10 protein-coding genes are annotated in these 15,836 nt (G+C 41.7%); 5 read left to right on the top strand and 5 right to left on the bottom strand.

Going from position 1 to position 15,836, the window contains the following annotated elements; all coding sequences use genetic code 11:
- Positions 1-60: 60 nt before the first annotated feature.
- Together ACM0OS_RS17190 and ACM0OS_RS17185 are read right to left on the bottom strand one after the other, a co-directional pair.
- The gene (locus ACM0OS_RS17190) at positions 61-1,545 is read right to left on the bottom strand and encodes an MlaD family protein (RefSeq protein WP_414544413.1); all 1,485 of its coding nucleotides are present in this window, start codon (positions 1,543-1,545) and stop codon (positions 61-63) included.
- Between the two features lie 13 nt (positions 1,546-1,558).
- A complete protein-coding gene (locus tag ACM0OS_RS17185; RefSeq protein ID WP_414544412.1) occupies positions 1,559-2,341 on the bottom strand; it encodes an ABC transporter ATP-binding protein in 783 nt (260 codons plus the stop codon).
- Positions 2,342-2,382: 41 nt separating this feature from the next.
- On the opposite strand from ACM0OS_RS17185, the gene ACM0OS_RS17180 reads away from it, so the two are divergent.
- From ACM0OS_RS17180 to ACM0OS_RS17170, 3 genes are all read left to right on the top strand, one after another.
- Positions 2,383-3,915 (top strand): phytoene desaturase family protein, encoded by a 1,533-nt coding sequence (locus ACM0OS_RS17180; protein WP_414544411.1) that lies wholly within the window; start codon positions 2,383-2,385, stop codon positions 3,913-3,915.
- Positions 3,916-4,201: 286 nt separating this feature from the next.
- Positions 4,202-4,597, top strand: coding sequence for a hypothetical protein (locus ACM0OS_RS17175; protein WP_414544410.1), 396 nt, complete (start codon positions 4,202-4,204; stop codon positions 4,595-4,597).
- Positions 4,590-6,392: a caspase, EACC1-associated type gene (locus ACM0OS_RS17170; RefSeq protein WP_414544409.1), complete on the top strand. Its 1,803-nt coding sequence runs from the start codon at positions 4,590-4,592 to the stop codon at positions 6,390-6,392. Before ACM0OS_RS17175 ends, ACM0OS_RS17170 begins: the two co-directional genes overlap by 8 nt.
- 83 nt (positions 6,393-6,475) lie before the next feature.
- Here ACM0OS_RS17170 and ACM0OS_RS17165 read toward each other — a convergent pair whose 3' ends face one another.
- Positions 6,476-7,111 carry a restriction endonuclease subunit R gene (locus tag ACM0OS_RS17165; protein ID WP_414544408.1) on the bottom strand — a complete coding sequence of 212 codons (636 nt, stop codon included), beginning with the start codon at positions 7,109-7,111 and terminating at the stop codon, positions 6,476-6,478.
- Positions 7,112-7,174: 63 nt separating this feature from the next.
- Positions 7,175-8,446: a dihydroorotase gene (locus tag ACM0OS_RS17160; protein WP_414544407.1), complete on the bottom strand. Its 1,272-nt coding sequence runs from the start codon at positions 8,444-8,446 to the stop codon at positions 7,175-7,177.
- Between the two features lie 757 nt (positions 8,447-9,203).
- Between ACM0OS_RS17160 and ACM0OS_RS17155 the strand changes: the two genes are divergently transcribed.
- Both ACM0OS_RS17155 and ACM0OS_RS17150 read left to right on the top strand, forming a co-directional pair.
- Positions 9,204-13,877 (top strand): PAS domain-containing protein, encoded by a 4,674-nt coding sequence (locus ACM0OS_RS17155; RefSeq protein ID WP_414544406.1) that lies wholly within the window; start codon positions 9,204-9,206, stop codon positions 13,875-13,877.
- A complete protein-coding gene (locus tag ACM0OS_RS17150) occupies positions 13,874-14,824 on the top strand; it encodes a diguanylate cyclase domain-containing protein (RefSeq protein WP_414544405.1) in 951 nt (316 codons plus the stop codon). The genes ACM0OS_RS17155 and ACM0OS_RS17150 overlap by 4 nt, the downstream gene beginning before the upstream one ends.
- Here the strand turns inward: ACM0OS_RS17150 and ACM0OS_RS17145 are convergent.
- A complete protein-coding gene (locus ACM0OS_RS17145; protein ID WP_414544404.1) occupies positions 14,818-15,834 on the bottom strand; it encodes a glycerate kinase in 1,017 nt (338 codons plus the stop codon). The genes ACM0OS_RS17150 and ACM0OS_RS17145 overlap by 7 nt on opposite strands.
- Between the last annotated feature and the right edge of the window lie 2 nt (positions 15,835-15,836).

Here is a 15,836-nt window from a genome sequence, read left to right as displayed (position 1 = left end):
AATTTCCCCCCTGCACCCTGCTCCCTGCCCCCCTGCCTCTTTTCCCCTGCCTCTTCCCCCTTATTCATCCAATTTCCGCTCTTCCCCATACTGCCGTAGCTGCTTTAATAACTTTTCTTGGGGTGATTCTGTAATTGCTGGACTGGGGGTTGGTTGAGGGTTTGGTTCAGCAAGTTCTACAGCAGCAGGTAAGCGATTAATATTTAGCGCCTGTTGCTTTGAGGTGGGGAGAGAAATTGAAATGTCGGGTTTGTTAACTGGTGGTTTGCTAACTGGCACTTTGTTAACAGTAGGTCTTTTAACAACAGGTGTGCTAATCTCAGCTTTTACCGAATCTAAAGTAGCAGCAACTTTTACTTGTTCTTGCATTTGTTCTGTAGAAGACACCAAGCCGCTTAAACCATTGACTAACTGCCGTAGATTTTGCCGGAAAGCAGGATCACCAGTCAATTCATCTAAATCAGATGTAATTTTTTGGGTATTTTCAAACGTCACCCTGGCTGAATCTAAAGTTTGTTGTACTAGTAATAAGTTTTGCGGATCATTTAAGGTGTTGGACGCATCACGTAAATTAGCTGAGGCTTGTGCTGCATTAGCCGAAAGAGATTCTAAATTATTAAGTAGTTCACCTTGGGTTAACTGATTCACAGCAGGTGATAAACTACTTACTGTCACCCGTAGTTGATTACTAGTTTCGGTAATATTATTCAAAGCACCAACCAGCGTAGAACGATTGGTTGTGACCAAATCATCTAGGTTATTCAACAGACGATTAGCTTGAGTGGCGGTACTACTAAATTCACCTGCGGTTACACCTAATTGATCTACTGTTCTAGTAGTAGATGTAGTGAGTGCATTGGTTGCTCTTTGGACTGAATTAGCTGTAGACGCAAATGTGCCTAGCTGTTGTTGAAAGCTTTGACTTAAACCGCGAATATCTTGACTGAGTTCGGCTACGCCAGTAGCGGCTTCTGTTGAGCTTTCTAAAAGTCGATTCAGTCTTTGATAAAATTGCGGGTCATTGTATGTCGTGGCTAAATTAGTTGAGCTGCGAATCAATTCATCAATACTGATGCCAATTTGACCACTTAACCGCGAACCCTGACAAACTATCAGGCTTTGATCACAATTTCTATCTAATGGTTTAGCAATAGTCACCCCAGTAGGTAAAGACCTTCTAGGTACAATGTCGATGATGCTTTCACTAATCAAGCCGCTTTGATTCGCTTCAATTACCACATCACGGGGAATAATTAAGTCGGCTGAAGCAATTTCAATTTCTACTTGGACAGCGTTTGGCCCTGGTTGAACTCGAGAAATATTGCCGACTTTCACACCACGGTAACGAACTGGTGCGCCTCTTTGCATACCGCCAGCGTTGGCAAATTCAGCAATAAATTTATATGAATTGCTAGTAGCTGTAAATCTATTCAACCACAAGACAATCACGACAAATGCCCCTATTCCCAGTAGAAATAATAACCCTACTGAGCCTTCTCTTAATGTCCGCTTAGACGCGAAGCGGTTTGTGATGATATCTCGCATATTTTTTTCCCACCTAGCCAGCCACCTGAATTGGGCCTTTGACACTGCCGCTGACAAATTGTCTAATTAAAGGATTATCTGTGCTATCTATGTCACTCACTGTACCTTGCCACTGCACTTTACCTTGATAAAGAAAAATTAGTCTATCAGTGGTGCGGCGGATGGTGCTGTCTTGATGCGTAACGATCGCATAAGTGCTACAGACTCCCTGTGTAAATTGTAATTGCCGGATTAGATCTTCTATCACTGTTGAGGCAATGGGGTCAAGTCCGGCTGTTGGTTCATCGTATAGTAAAACTTCTGGGCCTTCTGAAAGGTTTTCGGGGTTCGACATAATGGCGCGGGCAAAACTCACACGTTTTCGCATTCCCCCAGATAGTTCAGACGGGTAAAGATGGCTGATTCCTGGCAAACCTACCATATCTAGTTTTTCTTTGACTAGTTGCCGAATCCGCGATCGCGGTATTTTTGAATGTTGATAAAGTAAAAAACCTACGTTCTCATCTACTGTCAAAGAATCAAATAATGCTGCTTGCTGAAATACCATTCCAATATCAATGGGATCAGCACCATCCTCGATTAACCCGTTTCGCCGTACTCCTTGGACATAAATTTCTCCAGCATCAGGTGTCATTAACCCGGCAATAATGCGTAAAACTGTTGATTTTCCTGTCCCGGAAGGCCCAATAATCCCTACTGCTTCTCCCCGATAAATTGTCAAGTCTACATTATCTAAAACTTTATTGCTACCAAAGGACTTAGAAACGCCTTTGAGTTCAATTAATGGTTCCTTCATTAGTCGTTAGTCATTAATCATTGGTCATTGGTCAGGTAAATATGAATTCAGCACTCACAACTCAGGACTCTCAAAGTGATGTCATCGTCATTGGTAGCGGTATTGGCGGGTTATGTGCAGCTGGTTTACTGGCGCGTTATGGTAAGCGGGTAATTGTGTGTGAAAGCCATGTAATTCCTGGCGGTGCAGCCCATAGTTTTAGACGTAGGGGGTTTGAATTTGATTCTGGCCCCTCTTTCTATTGTGGTCTGACCCAGGAGCAAAGCTTGAATCCTGTAAAACAAGTTCTTGAAGTTTTAGGTGAATCTCTTCAAGTTATACCCTATGATCCATTGGGACTTTACCACTTTCCGGAAGCGACTTTTGCCGTTTATAGCAATGTTGAAAAGTATCGTCATGAGTTGCAAAAAATTACGCCCCAAGGTGCTAGAGAGTTTCAGCAATTTGCCGAACGCTTGTTAGGGCTATATGAGGCGATGAAGGGTATTCCCACTTTAGCTTTGAGGTCAGATTGGCAGGTGATTTTGGTGTTAATGAAACGTTACTTGCCATCTTTGCTAAAAATGCTGCCTTATTTGCCCATTGTTCAAGCATCTGTTGGCAATATTATGGATAGCACAGTGCAAGATTCTTGGGTGCGGCGACTCATTGACCTAGAATGCTTTTTACTCTCTGGCTTAAAGGCACATGGAACAATTGCCCCGGAGGTGGCTTTTATGTTAGGCGAACGTTCCCGTGCTGGGGTTGAATATCCTCTGGGGGGTAGTGGGGCACTTGTTAAAGCCTTAGTGCGGGGCTTAAAACGCTGGGGGGGTCAGCTACGTCTGGGTTGTCATGTCGAGCAAATTTTGCTGGAATCGGGTCAGGCTGTGGGGGTACGGTTGCAAAATGGTGAAGTTCTCCAAGCACCTATAGTAATTTCCAATGCGACCATTTGGGATACTTACAATCATTTGTTACGCCCTGAAGATTTACCTGCATCTTACAGACAAGCTGCATTGGATACGCCAGCAGTGGCAAGTTTTATGCATTTACACTTAGGTATTCGGGCGCATGGGTTAGATAATTTAATCGGTCATCATGTGGTAGTTCATGATTCCAGCCAAGATATCACTGTACCGGGTAATACTTGCATGATTTCTATTCCTAGTGTTTGGGATGCAACTTTAGCACCAGAGGGACATCATGTGGTCCATGCTTATACTTTGGAATCTTTTGCTGGCTGGGAACGAAATGAAGAGTATGAAGAAAAGAAAAAAGAGAAAGCTCAATCTTTATATACTGCGTTAGAAAAAGTAATTCCAAATATTCGTGAACGTGTGGAAGTAGAACTTATTGGTACACCTTTAACTCATGCCCATTATCTCAGAAGATATCAGGGAACTTATGGCCCGGCTATAGCTGCCGGTAAGGGTATGTTTACCAGTACGCAAACACCAATCAAAGGTTTGTATCGTGTGGGTGATAGTACTATGCCAGGAATTGGTGTCCCTGCTGTGGCGGCTTCGGGGATTTTGTGTGCGAATAGTTTGGTGACTGTGCAGGAAATGGCAGAAGTATTAAATAATTCGTAATGTAAATTATTTTTAATGCTAAAAAGTTTCCAAAAGATGGTATTATCCAATATATTTTGTTTTTCCTAGTGCCTCTAATAATTTAAAAATATCCGATAATGGGAAACTCTATATATTATTAATAGTTCTACAATAAATAATTGAATATTTTTATTTGAGTAGAATAAAAAATAAAAAATTTTCTTATTTACTTACAGTTTCGTAGGCGCTCTTTTTTTAATACGAAATTATAGAGTCTGATAGTGTAGTCAACTGCTGTGTAGATAAGGGGACTTGGGAGATTAAGATGACAGGCGAACCCACGATTCAATTTACCTTTGCCATTGATGACCCAGAGTTAGATGATGAAAGACGGCAAAAAGTAGCTAACAAACTGCTGCGGGAACTCCGGGATTTGGATGAGGTGGAAAAGGCCGATCGCGCCGAAGATTTGAACCCAGAAGCGGGAAGCAAGCCAGGGTTTGCCACTTTGATAGGAGTGCTGACGGCTGAAGTGAGCATGAAGAATGTTAAAGGGTTTTTAAGCTTTTTGGGCGATCGCCTGCAAGACAAGCCCATAAAAATTAATGTCAAGCTTGGAGATAAAGAAGTCAATATTGAAGCTAAAAGCCGACAAGAGCTACTAGAAAGCGAAAGAGTGGCAAAAGAGTTATTAGCAGCTATGGGTGGCGGTAATGGCTAAGATAGCACTACTGATTGGAGTCAGTGAGTACGGTGAAGGGATTCCTCCCCTATCATCGGCTCTCAATGATGTAGAAGCTATGCAGCGAGTTTTGCAAGACCCAAATCTGGGAGGTTTTGAGCAGGTTGAACGACTGCTAAACCCCAACGCGACTGAAATGCGAAAGGCAATTCACAAGCTGTTTAAGGACGCTAGTAAAGAAGATTTAGTATTATTCTTTTTCTCTGGTCATGGTATTACTAACGATGAAGGTCATCTCTATTTAACAACTCGGAACACAGCTAAAGACGACTTTGAAGCCACTGCTGTAGACGCAAATTTCATCCACGGGCAATCAAACAATTGCTATGCTAGACGGCAAGTATTGATTTTGGATGCTTGCTACAGTGGTGCGATCGCTCAAGGTTGGCGAACAAAAAGTGTGGGTGTGGATATCAAAAATCAGCTAGGTGCTGAGGGAAGGGTTGTTCTCACATCTTCGAGTGCAACTCAAACATCTTTTGAACAAGAAGGTTCAACGCTTTCGCTCTACACTCAGTATTTAGTTGAGGGAATTGAAACAGGCGCAGCAGATAAAGATGGTGATGGCAATATTTATGCACATGAACTGCACGCTTATGCCAAGGCAAAAGTTCAAGCAGTGAAGCCTAAGATGACACCAGCCATCATTCTGGATAAGGAAGGATTCGATATTTTATTGGCTTATGCTCCAAAGAATCTAGAAGCAGAGTATCGTAAGTTGGTTGAACAATATGCCCAAAATGGTGAACTTAGTGAATTTGCCTACTTAGTCTTACAGCCAAAACGCAAAAAATTTGGACTCACAGATGAACAAGCAAAGGAAATAGAAAACGAAGTTCTAGAACCTTTTCGTAGGCGATTTGCAAATTTAGAAAGTTACAAACAAGCTTTTGCTAGGGCTGTTAAGCAAAAATATCCTTTGGATGAACACATTTTAAAGATACTAAAAGATTACCAGCAAGATGTTTTAGGTCTAAGAGATGAGGATGTAGAGGAGATAGAGAAAGAGATTACATATGTTAGAGAAGCGGAATATCAAAAATTAAAAGAAGCCGAAAAGTTAAAAAGACAACGAGAAGCTGAAAGACTAAAACGAGAAAAAGACGCCGAAATATTACGACAAGAACAGGAAGCAACGCAACAAGAAGCAGAAAGGCTGCAACGTCAACAAGAAGAAACCAAGAAACTACGACAAAAGCAGGAAGCAGAAAGGTTACAAAAGCAACGAGAACAAGAAGAAGCTGAGAAACGGCGAAGAGAACAACAAGCTACACAAACAAGCACTAATCCAACACAAGAAAATGATGATCTGAGTTCTGATAAAGGTGTAGACTATACGCGGTTGCGAGATTTGCTCAAAGCTGGAGAGTGGAAACAAGCAGACCAAGAAACTCTGAAAGTGATGCTAAAAGCTGCTAATAGAGGAGAAGAAGGCTGGCTTGATAGCGATTCAATCAAACAATTTCCCTGCACTGACTTACGCACTATTGACCAACTTTGGATACTATATAGCAAGGGGCTTTTCGGCTTCAGTGTGCAAAAGCGTATTTACGAAAGCGTCGGAAAAGACTACGAAAAGTTTAGTGATCGCGTCGGGTGGCGAACGAGAACAGGGATGTTTGTTCTTGCACAAAAAATAAAATGGCTTGACTATAATCAACTTACCTTCTCCCTCAATGCCCCCCAGGGGCATCTCCCATCAGTACGCGCTGGGTACGATTACGCATATGGAGTCTCTTCTCTCGCGTCGAGACTTGTAAACTGTAACATATAAGGCTTACAGCGCTTCCGACTATTATGCAATTACTTGTTGAGTCTCAGTTCTGGCAATCACTAGAAAAATTTCGCAACGAGTATTTATATCTGACAAATTTTTTTTAAAACTTGTAATAATTCAACTGCACGAGGAGGTTCCATAAAATTTAATAATGGCATCAAGTGATAAATAGGAGGATTACCTTGTTCAATATAAACAAATTGATAAACCCTGCCGTTAGTTGTTAAACCCCAAACTGATGTTTGATTATTTAAACTTTTATAAGCATAGGTGAGTAATTGAGGTAAGCCAGTTGATATATCGATTTGACTATTTTTTGATTCAATTAAAAGTATCCAAAAATATACTTGAGATTTGGTATGTTTAGTTTTACTAATAGCTAAGATATCCATCCTGCCTTTAATGGTTGTATCTTCATCTTCGATGGTAATATCAGCAATATCTTCTTCTAGGAGAATTTCCAGAGGATAACGATAAAATCCAGCTAATCTCAGTAAGGGTGCAAGTACAAGAAATTTGACCTGTCCTTCTGAAACTTTACCTGCTGTGAGATATCTGTCAAAGTCATTCTGAATCTGTTTCAGTTCATGCTGTTCTACTTCGGTGAGAGGTTCCAGGGATAACAGGTGAAAGAATGAGTCACTATACTGTTTTTGAAAGCCAAACAGACGCTGAACATCTTCTAGAGATAAATTACTAGCATTAAGAATTGTCATTATCTAATTTCCCTGTAAGTAGGATGGCATAAATATTTAAAGGTTTAATTTATCTATTGGCAACTAACACCAAGTTTGTACTACACGTCCTTTTAATTGTTGTCCTAGCCAGGGCGTATTAACAGAAAGTGTATGCAGGTTTTTCTTTTCTAGTTTCCAAGTTTCTTGGGGATTAAATAATGTTAGTTCTGCTGGTTGATTGGAAGTAATTGCACTTGGTTTCTGTCCTAAACATTTGGCAGGATTAGTACTTAAAGCACGCCATAATTCTAAGGCTGTAAATTCACCAGTTTCTACAAGGTTTTGCCACAGTAAAGGTAATGCTAATTCTAAACCGATCGCCCCTGGTAATGATTCGGCAAAGGCTTGAACTTTTTCTTCGTAGGTGTGGGGTGCATGGTCAATGGCGATCGCATCAATTGTCCCTTGCTTTACCCCGGTTCGTAACGCTCTAACATCACTAGCATTACCCAAGGGTGGTTCTAAATGCAAGCTGGTGTGATAACTTTTAACGGCTTTGGTATCTAGTAACAAATGCATCCAAGTAGTGCTGGCGGTGATGGGTAAACCAGCAGCTTTGGCTGAGGCGATAAGTTCTACACTCCGGGCTGTAGATACTCGCATGATATGTACTGGTGTACCTATGGCTGCTACTAATTCTATCAAGGAAGCGATCGCAGTGGTTTCGGCACTGGCGGGTATGGGTGGTAAACCAAGACGCAATGCTTCTGCACCTTCGCGCATGACTCCATTGGCTGATAATAGGCGATCGCTTGGCCAAAAGGCTACGGGTTTGCCCACTGGTTGGAGATATTCCAACACTCGCCGCACTAACCCTAAGTTTTCCCAAGGTTTACCATCTGTAAAACCTACAACTCCCGCAGCCGCTAACTCTGCTAATTCTGTCAGTTGCTTCCCAGCTAAATCTAATGTGATTGCACCCCAAATATGCAGATGAGGTATGGGGCTGACAGCATGAGTATGTTCTTGATCTCGCTGCTTCTGCAACTTTGCTATTAATGCAGGATGATCAATAGTTGGAGATGTATCAGGTAAGATACTCACTCTAGTAAAGCCACCCGCAGCCGCAGCTTGTAGTAAAGATAACAAGGTTTCTCGTTCTTCAAATCCTGGTTCACCGGAGTGACTGTATAAATCAACTAACCCGGTTCCTAAAACTAATCCTTGACAATCTTTAATTTGAGTCTGGGAACTGATATCGGAAATTTGGGGGGCGATGGCTTGGATTTTACCATCAGCAATGAGGACATCAGCTATTTTATCAGTTCCAGATGTCGGGTCAATTACTCTAATTTTTTGTAAAAGTTCAATCATGAAGTTTTAAATTATTTTTTATCTGTATTTTTTAGAATAAAACAAACCACAGAGATCCAGAGCAATCAGCAACTAAGTGGCTTGGGTATCAAATGTTGTTTTATTTATGACATGGTGTTGGCGATCGCATAAAGACTATGAGTTATTCCCTAAACTGCAAAGACATTTATTTACCTTGTCATGATTCCGATAATGGTGAGGCATACCGCAAGAATAAGTTACTTTTTTGATTTTCCCAAACCTCTGTAAATTCAGGGTTATATTTTTAAATAAACCTGATCCATTGTGAAAAGGGGAGTTTTTTTATTGCGACATCCAGAAGCAATTTTATAATCTTGGCTACAAACTACAGTTTTCCGGGTAGGCAAGTTTGAGGTAAGTTATTTTTGTGCGAGTCTTGAGGTGATTGACGCAAAATTTGATTTCTTATAAGCTGGAAAAATCATGAATTTTCCATAGCAAACTGAGGTCACTATTCTCTTTTTCATTTGAATGAATTAATTAGCTGGATACTAACAACATAATAACTTATTATTAAATTTCGCCAATGAATTTGTCTAGATAATAATTTGCAATAATGCTAATTTTGAACGAAGATTAATTTACTCTATAAGTAATTATTTTTCATTCACATAAAATACTCAATACCGTAAGATAGAATTTTATCTGTTGAAAAACCCGTAGTTGTCTCATTACGATTCAGATTTTAACAAATTTAAAGTAAAAGTCTGTGCAACTAGTGTTGGAGGACAAATAAGTGGGTGTGCGGCACAGATATGCTCAATTTAAATCTGTGCATTGTTTCAGCAAACGATTGTTGCTGCCACTTTTAGTGGGAATTTTCGTCTCAATTGCTGTGGTTATATTATGGCAAAGACTACTAGTTGAAGAGCAAAGCAACATTGAACAACTGGTACAACAACAGGCGATCGCACTGCAAACTGAATTGACGACGGAACTGAGGACGCGCATTTTGGCATTAAAGCGCATGGAAAAGCGCTGGCAAATGCGGGGTGGTACTCCTCGTCTGGAATGGGAAGCAGATGCAGCAGCCCAAGTGGAAGACTTTGGCGGATATCAGGCCATTGAATGGGTGGATGCATCATTTCGGGTACGCTGGATTGTCCCGTTAGCGGGGAATGAAACTGCCCAAAATTTCGATTTGAGCCAGGAACCACGGCGTAAACAAGCATTAGAAACAGCACGCGATCGCAGTGAAATCACTTTTAGTCGTACAGTTAATCTTGTCCAAGGCGGCAAAGGCTTTCTAGCATATGTTCCCCTACGCAAACAACAGCAGTTTGATGGATTTATCTTAGGAGTTTTTCAAATCCAACGCCTACTAGATGTAATTGTCGAATTACCACCAGGGTACAAAATTAATGTATTTGACGGTGAGGAGTTGATTTACAGCGATGATTCCCGTTTGCCCACTTTATTACCCTTCCAGCAAGATGCATACATTGACTTGTACGGACTCAACTGGCAAGTGCAGGTTGAGCCTACTTCAGATTTATTAACAAGTGAGCAATCACTTCTACCTACAGTTGTATTGGTTGCTGGGTTATTACTGGCTGGAACCCTAACTTTATTAAGTTACTTTATCCAAGCTACTCAATTCAGCAGTTATCAAATAGCCAAAATCAATCAAGAATTAGCTCACAGAATTATTGAGCAAAAACAAATAGAAATCGCCCTGCGAAGCAGTGAAATTCGTCTGCGGCAATTATTAGAAACCGTCAAAGTTATTCCCTGGGAATTAGACTGTAAAACTTGGCGATTTACCTATGTTGGGCCTCAAGCAGAAGTATTACTAGAATATCCCATTGATGACTGGTATCAAGAAAATTTTTGGTTCAGTCACCTGCATCCACAAGACAAAGCAAAGTTTTACAGTTTTTGCCAGGAAGCAGTATTTAAAGGTGAAAGTCACGAATGGGAATATCGTATGTTAGCCGCCGATGGAAGAGTTGTGTGGCTGCGAAATATTCTGAATGTGGCTCAAAAAGTCGGATCTCCTCCTGTTGTTCGGGGATTCATGTTTGATATTACCGATCTGAAGCTGGTAGAAGAAACCTTGAGATTGCGGGAACGGGCGCTGGCTGCTACCAGTAACGGTATTATTATCGCTGATGCCCGACTGCCCAACAATCCAGTTATTTACGTCAATCCTGCGTTCGAGCAAATCACAGGTTACAGTGCAATTGATGTCATTGGACACAACTGTCGATTTTTACAAGGTGAAGATACCCAGCAAGCAGCACTAGATCAATTGCGGTTAGCTGTAAAAAACGGCAAGAGTTGCCAAGTGATTCTCCGTAACTACCGTAAAGATGGCAGTGGTTTTTGGAATGAATTGAGTATCTCACCCATTCATGACGAAAACGGACAGTTAACCCACTTTATGGGAGTGCAAAATGATATTAGCCAACAACAAGCTGCGCTACACCATCGCCAGCAAGCCGAAATCACCCTCAGAGAACAAGAGGAACGTTGGCAATTAGCATTGCAAGGAAATAACGATGGCATTTGGGATTGGAACATCAAAACCAACGAAGTCTTCTTCTCTCCTCGCTGGAAGGAAATGTTGGGATATGCAGACCACGAAATTGCTAACGATTTAGATGAATGGGTGAAGCGTCTTCATCCAGATGACTGGCAAATGGTGATGGAAGTACGTAAGGATCACCTAGCTAAAAAAACATCCTTTTACATTAGTGAGCATCGTATACTGTGTAAAAACGGTAACTACAAGTGGATTCTTGACCGGGGACAAGCACTTTGGGATGAACAAGGAAATGCTTTGCGGATGGTGGGATCTCACACTGACATTACTGAACGCGTACAAGCACAAGATGCACTCAAACGCCAATTTAATCGAACGTTGCTACTAGGACAAATCACGCAGAAAATTCGTGAAAGTCTCGATACTAAAGGCATTTTTGAGACGGCTGCTAGCCAAATCGGTAAAGCGTTTGCAGTAGATCGCTGTTTGATTCACTCTTATATTATTGACCCGATTCCCCGCTTACCTGTAGTAGCAGAGTATGTTGTCTGGGATTATCCCTCGGTATTGAATATCGAGATGCCAATTATTGACAATCCTTATTTTCAGCAAATCATCGCTCAAGATCAAGCGATCGCCTCGGTAAATGTCTCTGTTGATCCTCTACTTCCAGATGCTGAACTGGTATACCCAGAAATTCACCTCAAATCTATACTGTCAGTCCGTACCTCCTATCAAGGAGAACCTAATGGTGCTATTTGTTTACATCAGTGCAGAGATTTTCGCCAATGGACTCCAGACGAAATTGAATTATTAGAGGCCGTAACCGCTCAACTAGGTATTGCCTTAGCCCAGGCTCAATTACTAGAGCAAGAAACCAGACAACGTGAAGAACTTACCTTAAAAAACTTTGCTTTAGAGCAAACAAAACGTCAAGCAGAAGCGGCAAATCGGGCAAAAAGCGAGTTTTTAGCCATGATGAGTCACGAAATTCGCACACCCATGAATGCCGTTATTGGCATGACAGAGTTGCTGCTAGATACTGACTTGACTGCCCCACAACAAGACTTTGTAGAGACAATTCGCAGTAGTGGCGAGGCACTACTAACTATCATTAATGACATTCTCGATTTTTCTAAAATTGAATCAGGCAAACTCGAACTAGAAGCAAAACCTTTTGATTTAAGAACTTGTATCGAAAAAGTTATTGACCTTTTAGCCCCGAAAGCCGCCCAAAAAAATATTGAGCTGGCTTATTTAATCAAGCCTCAGATTCCAGCACAGATTGTGGGCGATTTAACTCGTCTGCGTCAAGTCTTGATGAACCTACTCAACAATGCCATTAAATTTACTAAACAGGGAGAAGTGATCCTCTCTGTGGAAGCCAGGCAAATAACCAGCAAGAAAGCCAAAAACATTTACAAAATTCTCTTTACCATCAAAGACACAGGCATTGGCATTCCACCAGAAAAAATGTCCCGCTTATTCCAGCCTTTTGCCCAAGCTGATGCTTCCATGAATCGCCGCTATGGGGGTACAGGACTGGGACTGGCAATTAGCAAACGCTTAAGTGAAATGATGGGCGGTAGTCTGTGGGTGGAAAGCCGAGGTTGTGTGGGTGGTAATCCCCGTTCGGGATGGCATTTATCGGCTGATTCAGCTGTAGTAGGCTCCACTTTTTATTTCACTATTACTACCCAAGTTGTCGCCAATTCAGATCATGGCGAATTTTATACTTCCCCCGCCCTGCTTATTGGCAAACGGGTATTGATTGTGGACGACAACGCCACTAATGGAGAAATTCTCAGCTTACAAGCAGCATCTTGGAAAATGCAAACTTATGCAGTTAAATCCGGACAGGAAGCTTTAGCTGCCCTCAGTCAGGGAAGACAGTTCGACGTTGCCATGCTGGATATGCAAATGCCCGAGATGGATGGATTAACTCTAGCCCAGCAAATCCGCCAGCAATTTGGCTGTCAGCATTTACCCTTGGTAATTCTCACCTCTTTAGGAAAATCGGCAACTTACAGTGAATTTAGTGATCTCCCGTTGGTGACCTTTTTGACCAAACCAGTTAAACAGTCTCAACTCTACAATGTCTTCACCTGTGTTTTAAGTAATCAGCCGATTAAAGCTAGTATCTCTGTTCGCCAAAATCCTGTGCTTGATTTGCATTTAGCACAACGATTGCCGTTACGTATTCTGTTGGCAGAGGATACCATAGTTAATCAAAAAGTTGCCCTGCTGATGCTAGAGAAAATTGGTTATCAGGCCGATGTCGCAACTAATGGGCTAGAAATACTCCAGGCATTGCAACGTCAGCCCTATGATGTGGTGTTAATGGATGTACAAATGCCCGAAATGGATGGGCTGGAGACAACTAAGATTATATGTCAACAATGGGACATTAATTCTCGTCCTTATATTATCGCCATGACTGCTAATGCCATGCGTGGCGATCGCGAAATCTGTTTGGCAGCCGGTATGGATGACTACATTAGCAAACCAGTCCAGATCGCAGATTTAGTTCAGGCACTCAGCAAATGCCGACTGCGAATAAATTCGGAATTTACTGTCATTGATGCCAAAATTCTGCAATCCTTACGCAATATGTTGGCAGGAGATCAGGCAGCACTTACGGAACTACTTAATTGTTATTTAACAGAGCTTCCCCAGTTGATACAAGATATTAATGCATCTGTGACTACTCAAAATGCCCAAGCTTTATGGCAAGCAGCCCACAAACTTAAGTCTAGTAGCAGTGCGGTGGGAGCCACAGTTTTAGCACAACTCTGTCAGCAACTAGAAGTACAGGGACACAGTAGCAATTTGACAGGCAGTTTAGAAGTATTCTCAAAACTTTATCAGGAGTATGAGTTAGTCAAAACCGCTTTGCAAAGAGAACTGAAGCAGGAGGCAGATTGAAAAAAATTTTTCCAGAAGACCAATCTTTAGTTCTCATCGTTGACGATGAACAATTTATCCGGTTGCAGCTACGATTGGCCTTAGAACGAGAAGGATATCAGATAGCAGAAGCTCAAAGTGGAAGAGAGGCTATCAATCTCTGTAACCAATTGCACCCCCAGATAGTACTGCTGGATGCGATTATGCCTGATATGGATGGATTTGAATGTTGTACTCTGTTACAGTCTCTAGAATATAGTCAGTACACGCCAGTGTTAATGATTACAGGGCTAGATGACCAAGAGTCAGTTGATCGGGCATTTGAAGTAGGTGCCATTGATTTTGTCACCAAACCAATTCATTGGCCTGTTTTGCGTCAACGAGTCAGACGCTTGATTCAACAAGCTCAAATTCAGCGACAGTTAGAGGCAGCTAACCGAGAATTGCAGAGATTGGTGACTATTGATGGATTAACTCAAGTAGCTAACCGCCGCCGATTTGAAGAATATTTCACCCAAGAATGGCAACGCATGGCACGAGATCAAATGCCTATTTCTTTGATTCTATGCGATGTTGATTTCTTTAAGTTTTTCAACGATACCTATGGTCATCAAGCAGGCGATCGCTGTTTACAACAAGTCGCTAACACTATTAAAAATACTTTTAAACGTCCTGCCGATTTAGTTTCTCGTTATGGCGGCGAAGAGTTTGCCATTATCTTACCAAAAACTGATACCGAAGGTGCTATTCTCTTGGCTGAAACCGTTTGCTCTGTCATCAGGAAATTGGCTATTCCTCACAGTACTTCCCAAGTTAGTCCTTATGTGACCATCAGTATTGGCGTATCCACAACAATTCCTCAGCCTGGCTCTGACTTACAAAAAATGATTGCTATGGCTGATCAAGCATTGTATCAAGCAAAATCAGAGGGGCGCGATCGCGTTAAATTTATGCCCTTAGATCAATAAATTGCGCCAATACTATGATCAGGATGAATTTCAATTACTAAATCAACTGCTGAAGGAGATTTCACTAACGGCGTAATAAATAATTCTGGGTGTAGCGATCGCCAAAAATAATTGACAAAATCGTGGATTTGTGAATTACTCATACCTGGCTTACCAGCAGCGATCATTTGTTGTTCTGCCTGTTGACGCCACTCTAGAGAACAACGATAGTCGATGGGATATAGCACCATTAAACTGTCTAATCGCTCCCACAATGGCAGATAATTTTTTAACTGCTCATTGAGATCCCTAGCAAATGCCTGATCTTCTTCTGTAACAATGGGTGGCGGTGCATGATCAAAGACATCGGGAGTAATGGGTTGTACCCCAACAAACCAACCTTCAAATAATACAATATCCACATCTTGGACAATTTCTGGAGTTGTGCGATCGCCTGCACCGTTATATGCAGATTTATCAAAGCGGGGAACACTCACAGGACTTTGGCATTGACGAATTTGATCTAGGACTTGTAAACCTATATCTATATCGTGGGTTCCCGGTGGGCCACGCCAAATTAACCGAGGATCTTGCTGTGTTAAAGCCAGGCGATCGCTATAAGTTTTATATAAATCATCTAAAGATAAACTCAAGGTGCAGTATCCCAATTCTTGGAGAATCAAGCCCAAAACCTGACACATGGTGGTTTTACCTGTTCCTTGTCCTCCCAGGATTCCCTGGATAAGAGGACGCCCCAACTCTTGGCGCTGCGACGCAATTTTCATTCCCAGTGGTAGCCACAAGTCCCACAATATACCCAACATAGCCTCAGGTGGCACGGAGAATTTAATTTGGCAAAATTGGTAAAAATTGGGTAGTACAGATTTTAGTAAGTGCGATCGCTTTTGGATCATTTCATCCACATTTGTGGGTGTGATGCCAAAAGCCTGAGCCACTGAAGTGTCTGCTAAAGCCGCTGCTTTGGCTTGCTGCTGCCATGTTGCATCTGCATTATCTAACCACCAACTCATTA

Origin of the sequence: Nostoc sp. CCY0012 (assembly GCF_963920855.1) — a bacterium.
GTDB lineage: Bacteria > Cyanobacteriota > Cyanobacteriia > Cyanobacteriales > Nostocaceae > Cyanocohniella.
Note: the sequence above shows the minus strand (reverse complement) of the source record. Positions and strands in the feature narration are given on the sequence as shown.

Coding starts and splice junctions, on each gene's coding strand:
- ACM0OS_RS17190 (WP_414544413.1), bottom strand. CDS start 1,545: ATGCGAGATATCATCACAAACCGCTTCGCGTCTAAGCGGACATTAAGA.
- ACM0OS_RS17185 (WP_414544412.1), bottom strand. CDS start 2,341: ATGAAGGAACCATTAATTGAACTCAAAGGCGTTTCTAAGTCCTTTGGT.
- ACM0OS_RS17180 (WP_414544411.1), top strand. CDS start 2,383: ATGAATTCAGCACTCACAACTCAGGACTCTCAAAGTGATGTCATCGTC.
- ACM0OS_RS17175 (WP_414544410.1), top strand. CDS start 4,202: ATGACAGGCGAACCCACGATTCAATTTACCTTTGCCATTGATGACCCA.
- ACM0OS_RS17170 (WP_414544409.1), top strand. CDS start 4,590: ATGGCTAAGATAGCACTACTGATTGGAGTCAGTGAGTACGGTGAAGGG.
- ACM0OS_RS17165 (WP_414544408.1), bottom strand. CDS start 7,111: ATGACAATTCTTAATGCTAGTAATTTATCTCTAGAAGATGTTCAGCGT.
- ACM0OS_RS17160 (WP_414544407.1), bottom strand. CDS start 8,446: ATGATTGAACTTTTACAAAAAATTAGAGTAATTGACCCGACATCTGGA.
- ACM0OS_RS17145 (WP_414544404.1), bottom strand. CDS start 15,834: ATGAGTTGGTGGTTAGATAATGCAGATGCAACATGGCAGCAGCAAGCC.